We start from the raw sequence: 6665 nt of genomic DNA, 5'->3' as shown, positions 1-6665 counted from the left end.
GGACGCCATCCGCCGCTCGCGCGCCGGCTTGAGCGATCCGAACCGTCCGTATGGTTCCTTCATGTTCCTGGGACCGACGGGCGTCGGCAAGACGGAATTGAGCAAGGCGCTGGCGACCTTCCTGTTCGATACGGAAGAATCGATGATCCGCATCGACATGAGCGAGTTCATGGAGAAGCATTCGGTCGCCCGTTTGATCGGCGCGCCACCGGGCTACGTGGGCTACGACGAGGGCGGCTACCTGACGGAAGCCGTGCGCCGCAAGCCGTACAGCGTGATCCTGCTCGACGAAGTGGAAAAGGCGCATGCCGACGTCTTCAACGTGCTGCTGCAAGTGCTCGACGACGGACGCATGACGGATGGCCAGGGCCGCACGGTGGACTTCAAGAATACCGTCATCATCATGACCTCGAACCTGGGTTCGCATAAAATCCAGGCCATGGAAAGCGATGATCCCGGTGTCGTGAAGCTGGCCGTGATGGCCGAGGTACGCTCGCACTTCCGTCCCGAGTTCGTCAACCGCATCGACGAAATCGTCGTGTTCCACGGCCTCGACGAGAAAAACATCGGCGCGATCGCGAAGATCCAGCTGAAGATTCTCGAAGAACGCCTGGCGCGCATGGACATGCAGCTGAGCCTGACCGACGCGGCCTTGCAGCAAATCGCCGAAGCGGGCTACGACCCGGTGTATGGCGCCCGTCCGCTGAAACGGGCGATCCAGCAGCAGATCGAAAATCCGCTGTCGAAGCTGATCCTGGAAGGCAAGTTCGGCCCGAAAGACGAGATCCGCATCGACGCCCAGAACGGCAACCTGGTGTTTACGGGCGCGCAGGTGGGGTTGGACAAGGTGTAATTTTTACCCCAACGGCAAAGTGCCGGGGTCAGACCCGTCGGGTCTGACCCCAGTTTTACGCTGTGGGGTGTTGGCACAAGCTAACATCGGGATAATCTAAAGCAAGGGCGCGATCAGGCTAGACCTGATCGCGCCCTTCTTGCTATCATCGTCACTATTTTCTGACTAATTCCGGAGGCGGTACGATGGCAAACACATGGCAAGCAGGGCGGCGCATTGGAGTGGGACTGGCCTTGGCGGCGGCCGTACTGGCCTTGCCTGCGCACGCTCAGGCCCAGGAAGAAAAAGTCCTGAACATCTATAACTGGTCGGACTATATCGGCGACGATACGATCAAGAATTTTGAGAAGGAAACGGGCATCAAGGTACGCTACGACGTTTTCGACAATAACGAAATCCTCAATGCGAAACTGGTGGCGGGCAAGTCCGGCTACGACATCGTCGTGCCGACGGCCCAGTGGGGGCGCCTGCAGATCGATGCGGGCCTGCTGCGCAAGCTCGACAAGAGCAAGCTGACGAATTTGGGCAACCTGGACCAGAACCTGCAGGCCAAGCTGGCGAAGATCGACCCGAACAACGATTATTTGGTCGACTGGCTGTGGGGCTACACGACGGTGGGCATCAACGTCAACAAGGTCAAGGCCGCGCTGGGCGGCATGCCCATGCCCGACAATGCCTGGGACCTGGTCTTCGACCCGAAATATGCAGCCAAGCTGAAATCGTGCGGCGTGTCCTTCCTCGACTCGCCGTCGGAAGTGCTGCCGGCCGCCCTGCAATACCTGGGCAAGCCCGCCTACTCGAAAACGGCCGCCGACTACCAGGAAGCGGGCAAGGTGCTGCAGGCGATCCGTCCTTACGTGACCCTGTTCAGCTCGTCAGGCTACATCAATGACATGGCCAACGGCTCCGTCTGCGTGGCGCTGGGCTGGTCGGGCGACATCAATATCGCGCGCCAGCGCGCCATCGATGCGAAAAACGGCAATGTGATCCAGGTGCTGGTGCCGAAGACGGCCGCCCTGATGTTCGACACCATGGCGATTCCCGCCGACGCGCCGCACCCGAACAATGCGCACCTGTTCATCAATTATATTTTGCGTCCGCAAGTGCATGCCAGCCTGAGCAACAAGGTGTTCTACGCGAATCCGAATTCGGCCAGCATCAAATATGTACGCAAGGACATCGGCGAGAACAAGGCCATCTTCCTGTCGGACGCCGACAAGCAGCGCATGGCCGCGCCGGAAGCGACCACGGCAGACATCCGCCGCTTGATGACGCGCATCTATACGAAGTTCAAAACGGGAGTGTAAGACGGGAGTGTAAATACAAGGATGGCGCGAGGGACGGGCCTGTTGGGCCGTCGCTGGCGCCATGCGATAGTGCCGAGGTGAGCGCTACTCGTGATAGCGGTCCATCAGCTTATGGTGGCTGCCGCGCATTTCTTCGACCAGTTCAAAGGCGACAAAGCCGATGATGGCGGCGAAGATGGCGATGAAGAGAAAAACGAGGAAGGTGATTAACATGGTCTTTCAGCCGCCGTTGGACGGCTGTCCGCTGGGTTGCTCAATGTGCGGGAGCAGGGCTCTTGCACGTAGTTGATGCAATTAAACTCTAGCAGATCGGCAGCGCTTTACAAGGCTGCTGAGTTGCGAACGCCACTAGTATTTGTCCCAGCGCACTTTTTGCGCATTTCCCCGCTTCGCCCGCTTATTTCACGACCCTTACTTCACCACCAGGTCATGCGCCATCACCGCCTTCAAATAGATGCTGACGGGGTCGCCTGGCTCGCGCTGCGAAAACCACCAGGCGCTGGCCTTGCGCATTTCCCATTCCTGTTCCTCGCCCGTCAGCAGCAGGGCGGCCGCCTGGCCCAGGGTGGGCTGGTGACCGACGATGAGCACGGTTTCCTTGCCGCCGGGCCAGTTGGCCGCCTTGAGGATGTCTTCCGCCTCGGCGCCGGGCGCCAATTCCGGCATCAGCTTGAACTTGCGCCCCAGCGCCTCCGCTGTTTGCAGGGTGCGCAGGGCGGGGCTGACGAGGATACGGCAATTTTCCGGTAGTTGCGAGGCCAGCCATTCCCCCATGCGGCGCGCCTGTTTCTGGCCTTTGACGGTCAGGGCGCGTTCGAGGTCGGGGACGCCCGGCTCGGCTTCTGCGTGTCGCCACAAGATGAGATCCATGCTGTACTCCTCTGTGTTGAATTGCCTATTCGCCGACCTCCGCGCCCGGCGTGCCCAGTGTGTGCATCAGGTATTGCTGGGCGCTGAACGGCGTTTGCTTGCCGCGCGGCTTGCGGCGCGCGTAATGGCCCGTCGGCTCCAGTTCCCATGCATTTGTATTATCCTTCAAATACGGATTCAAGCCCTCGGCGATCACGCGCCGTTTCAGCGCCCGGTCCAGTACCGGGAAAGCCACTTCCACCCTGCGGAACAGGTTGCGGCTCATCCAGTCGGCGCTGGCCAGGTAAACATCGTGCGCCAGATCGTTGCGGAAGTAGTAAATGCGGCTGTGCTCGAGGAAGCGGCCGATCACGGAGCGCACCTTGATGTTTTCCGACAGGCCCGGCACGCCCGGCTTCAGAGTGCAGGCGCCGCGCACGATCAGGTCGATCTTCACGCCATCGGTCGAGGCCGCATACAGGGCGCGGATCACGGATTCATCGACCAGCGCGTTGACTTTCACGATGATGCGTCCGCGCCGGCCCGAACGGGCGATCTTCGCCTCGTTGCGGATGGCCTTGATGATCTCGCTTTGCAGGCCGAACGGCGCCAGCCACAAGTGGTTCAGGTTGTGCGGCTTGGTCAGGCTCGTCAGGTGGATGAAGACTTCATTGACTTCCACGGCCAGGTCCTGGTTCGCCGTCAGCAAACCGAAGTCCGTGTACAGCTTGGTCGTCGTCGGATGATAGTTGCCGGTACCCAAGTGGGCGTAGAAGCGCAGCGCGCCTTCTTCGCGGCGGATGACGAGCGCCACCTTGGCATGGGTTTTCAATCCCACCACGCCGTACACGACCTGTGCGCCCGCCTGTTCCAGCTTGTCGGCCCAGTTGATATTGGCTTCTTCATCGAAACGCGCCATCAATTCCACGATGACGGTCACTTCCTTGCCCATCTTCGCCGCCGTGATCAGGGACTCCATCAAGTCCGAGTTCATGCCCGTGCGGTAGATCGTCTGCTTGATGGCGACGACGGACGGATCGTAGGCGGCGCTGCGGATGAAGTCGATCACCGTCTGGAACGACTGGTACGGGTGATGCAGCAGGATGTCGTGCTTGCTCAGCGCGGCAAAGATGTCGTTGCCGATGGCTTTATGGGCGAGGCCGGGGAAGAACGGCGGGAAGCGCAGCTCGGGCTGCTTGACGTGGTCGATCATTTCCGACAGGCGGACCAGATTGACGGGGCCGTTGACGCGGTACAGCCGGCTTTGATCCAGGCTGAACTGGTCGAGCAGGAACTGCGACAATTCTGGAGGGCAATTGCGCGCCACTTCCAGGCGTACGGAAGTGCCGAACTGGCGGCCGACCAGCTCGCCTTTCAGGGCCTGGCGCAGATTCTTGACTTCATCCTCGTCCACCCACAGGTCGCTGTCGCGCGTGACGCGAAATTGCGAATAGGCGATCACCTCACGCCCGGCAAACAGGTCCGAGATGTGCGCATGGATGACGGACGACAATAAACAGAAGGACACGCCATCGCCGGAAATCTCGTCCGGCAGCTTGATGACGCGCGGCAAGACGCGGGGCGCCTTGACGATGGCGATCGCCGTGCCGCGGCCGAACGCATCCTTGCCGCTCAACGAAACGATGAAATTGAGACTTTTATTCACCACCTGCGGAAACGGGTGGGCCGGGTCCAGGCCGATTGGCGTCAGCAGGGGCCGCACTTCGCGGTCGAAATACTGCTTGACCCACGCGCGCTGCGCCTCGTTGCGGTCGCTGTCGCGCAGCAAATGCACGCCCGCTTCGCGCAGGGCCGGCAAGACTTCGCTATTTAATATCTCGTACTGGCGTTCCACCAGCGCATGGCATTCCTTGCCGATGCGCTCCAGGTTGGCCGCCAGGGCAGGGTGGCCGGCCAGCGAACCGCCAATGCTGCCGGCCGCCAGCAGGCTGGCCACGCGCACCTCGAAGAACTCATCCATATTGCTGCTGACGATGCACAGGTAGCGCAGGCGCTCGAGCAGCGGAATGTTCGGGTCTTCCGCCTGGGCCATCACGCGCCGGTTGAAAGTCAGTTGCGACAGCTCGCGGTCAAGCAGGATGCCCGATTTGGTCACTTCCGTGTGCAGTTCAGGTTTCATATTCTTTTGTCTTTGCAGATAGTTAATTCTAGCCGTATTTCATCATGTATGACGCGTTGTGAGTGTAATCATGAAATATGACGTAAGCGTGACATGCGCTGTCATAAAGCGTCGCCGCCTCTGTCATTTTTCGCGCCGAAAATGGCAGTTCCCCGGGCGTAGGCAATTATTTCAGGATTTTTTACCCATGTCATAAAGCTGTCATATTCGCTTGCTAGACTGCGCAGCATTCAACCGGGACTTTGAGCCCCAACAACCCTGAGGACTTGATATGCAAATGAAGCAAATGTTCAAATTTATCGTCGTGGGTGCTTCGGCAGCGATGGCATTTTCTTCCGCTTCCGTCATGGCGGCAGATATGACAGGTGCTGGCGCAACCTTCCCGTACCCGATCTACGCCAAATGGGCCGAGACGTACAAAGCCAACACGGGCAACGGCCTGAACTACCAGTCCGTCGGTTCCGGCGCCGGTATCAAGCAAATCAAGGCAAAAACTGTTGAATTCGGCGCTTCGGACATGCCTTTGAAGGCGGAAGAGCTGGAAGAAGCGGGCCTGATGCAGTTCCCGGCCATCATGGGCGGCGTGGTCACCATCGTCAACCTGGACGGCGTAACCCCAGGCCAGCTGAAAATGACGGGTAAAGTCGTTGCCGACATCTACCTGGGCAAGATCACCAAATGGAGCGCGCCTGAAATCGCCGCCCTGAATAGTGGCGTCAAGCTGCCGGACACGGAAATCACCGTGGTGCACCGCGCCGACGGTTCGGGCACGTCGTTCCTGTTCACCGACTTCCTGTCGAAAACCAACCCGGAATTCAAATCGAAAATCGGCGCTGGCTCGGCTGTGAAATGGGCCGTGGGCGTGGGCGGCAAGGGTAACGAAGGCGTCGCCGCCAACGTGCAGCGTATCAAGGGTTCGATCGGCTACGTCGAGTGGGCTTACGCCAAGAAGAACAAGATGTCGCACACCCAGCTGCAAAACAAGGACGGCAACTTCCTGCAGCCTGACGACGAAAACTTCAAGGCAGCAGCTGCTTCGGCGCCTTGGACGCAAACCCCAGGCTTCGGCGTGGTCCTGACCGACCAGGCGGGCAAGAACAGCTGGCCTATCACCGGCGTGTCGTTCATCCTGATGCACAAAGTCCAGGCTGACGCAGCCAAGGCCAAAGAAGTCCTGAAATTCTTCGACTGGGCCTACAAGAACGGCGGCGCCGCTGCCGTTGAACTGGACTACGTGCCTATGCCGGCATCGGTCGTGAAACTGGTGCAGGAATCGTGGAAAGCCAACCTGAAAGACGCTTCCGGCAAGTCGATCTACTAATCGCATGGCCTGAGTCATTCATCCTTGCCCCGTCAGCAGCACGGCGGGGCAGGGAGTTAGCCAGGACCGCCCGCAAGCCCTTGCAGACGTTCCCGGCTAAAGAAGCAACAATAAAACAAGAGTTAACAACTGCAGTACCAGTAGTACCACCCACATCTGGCACAATATGAGCGCACAATCTACCTCCTCCACGAT

The 6665-nt window shown here is 59.5% G+C and carries 6 protein-coding genes; 3 read left to right on the top strand and 3 right to left on the bottom strand.

Going from position 1 to position 6665, the window contains the following annotated elements; all coding sequences use genetic code 11:
- Together VM94_RS29085 and VM94_RS18050 are read left to right on the top strand one after the other, a co-directional pair.
- The coding region (locus tag VM94_RS29085) for an AAA family ATPase (RefSeq protein ID WP_046684842.1) at window positions 1-853 on the top strand (853 nt) is incomplete at its 5' end.
- A gap of 185 nt (window positions 854-1038) precedes the next feature.
- Entirely contained in the window at window positions 1039-2160 is a 1122-nt protein-coding gene (locus VM94_RS18050; RefSeq protein ID WP_046684745.1) for a polyamine ABC transporter substrate-binding protein, read from the top strand.
- Between the two features lie 84 nt (window positions 2161-2244).
- Here VM94_RS18050 and VM94_RS29350 read toward each other — a convergent pair whose 3' ends face one another.
- The 3 genes from VM94_RS29350 to ppk1 form a co-directional block, all read right to left on the bottom strand.
- Window positions 2245-2373 carry a hypothetical protein gene (locus tag VM94_RS29350; RefSeq protein WP_256267160.1) on the bottom strand — a complete coding sequence of 43 codons (129 nt, stop codon included), beginning with the start codon at window positions 2371-2373 and terminating at the stop codon, window positions 2245-2247.
- Window positions 2374-2571: 198 nt separating this feature from the next.
- Window positions 2572-3030 carry a phosphohistidine phosphatase SixA gene (sixA, locus tag VM94_RS18045; protein ID WP_034755059.1) on the bottom strand — a complete coding sequence of 153 codons (459 nt, stop codon included), beginning with the start codon at window positions 3028-3030 and terminating at the stop codon, window positions 2572-2574.
- Window positions 3031-3055: 25 nt separating this feature from the next.
- Window positions 3056-5149: a polyphosphate kinase 1 gene (ppk1, locus tag VM94_RS18040; protein ID WP_034755061.1), complete on the bottom strand. Its 2094-nt coding sequence runs from the start codon at window positions 5147-5149 to the stop codon at window positions 3056-3058.
- Window positions 5150-5420: 271 nt separating this feature from the next.
- Between ppk1 and pstS the strand changes: the two genes are divergently transcribed.
- Window positions 5421-6470 (top strand): phosphate ABC transporter substrate-binding protein PstS, encoded by a 1050-nt coding sequence (gene pstS, locus VM94_RS18035; RefSeq protein WP_046684744.1) that lies wholly within the window; start codon window positions 5421-5423, stop codon window positions 6468-6470.
- Window positions 6471-6665: the final 195 nt, after the last annotated feature.

It is taken from the genome of Janthinobacterium sp. KBS0711 (genome assembly GCF_000988085.1).
Classification (GTDB): domain Bacteria; phylum Pseudomonadota; class Gammaproteobacteria; order Burkholderiales; family Burkholderiaceae_D; genus Janthinobacterium; species Janthinobacterium lividum_E.
Note: the sequence above shows the minus strand (reverse complement) of the source record. Positions and strands in the feature narration are given on the sequence as shown.